Source organism: Tritonibacter sp. SIMBA_163 (assembly GCF_046535935.1).
GTDB classification, from domain to species: domain Bacteria; phylum Pseudomonadota; class Alphaproteobacteria; order Rhodobacterales; family Rhodobacteraceae; genus Epibacterium; species Epibacterium scottomollicae.
On sequence record NZ_JAWJBP010000516.1, the window covers coordinates 1 to 268 of the forward strand.

Sequence of the window (268 nt, forward strand, 5' to 3'; positions counted from 1 at the left end):
GTTCGTTAGTAACTTCCGCTTGTTGCTGTTGATGCTCTTGAACTAATTGATATATTGTTTCTATTTCTGTTTTGAATTGTTCGGTTACTTTTTGAGAATAGTCATTTTCTTCCCTTTGACGCTGATTTAGTAAATTTACATTCTCAGTCAGGTCTTGAATTCGATTTTGTAACTGTTCAATTTCTTCATTTGAAAGTTGATTGATTGCTCCTTCATTTCTTTGATTTACTTCTTCTTGTAGTTGTGATAATTGTTCTTTTAACTCTAT

The 268-nt window shown here is 31.0% G+C and carries 1 protein-coding gene; it reads right to left on the reverse strand.

From position 1 onward, the window contains the following. Nucleotides 1-268: hypothetical protein (locus tag R0J92_RS23355; RefSeq protein WP_411053429.1), on the reverse strand; the 268-nt coding region annotated here is incomplete at both ends.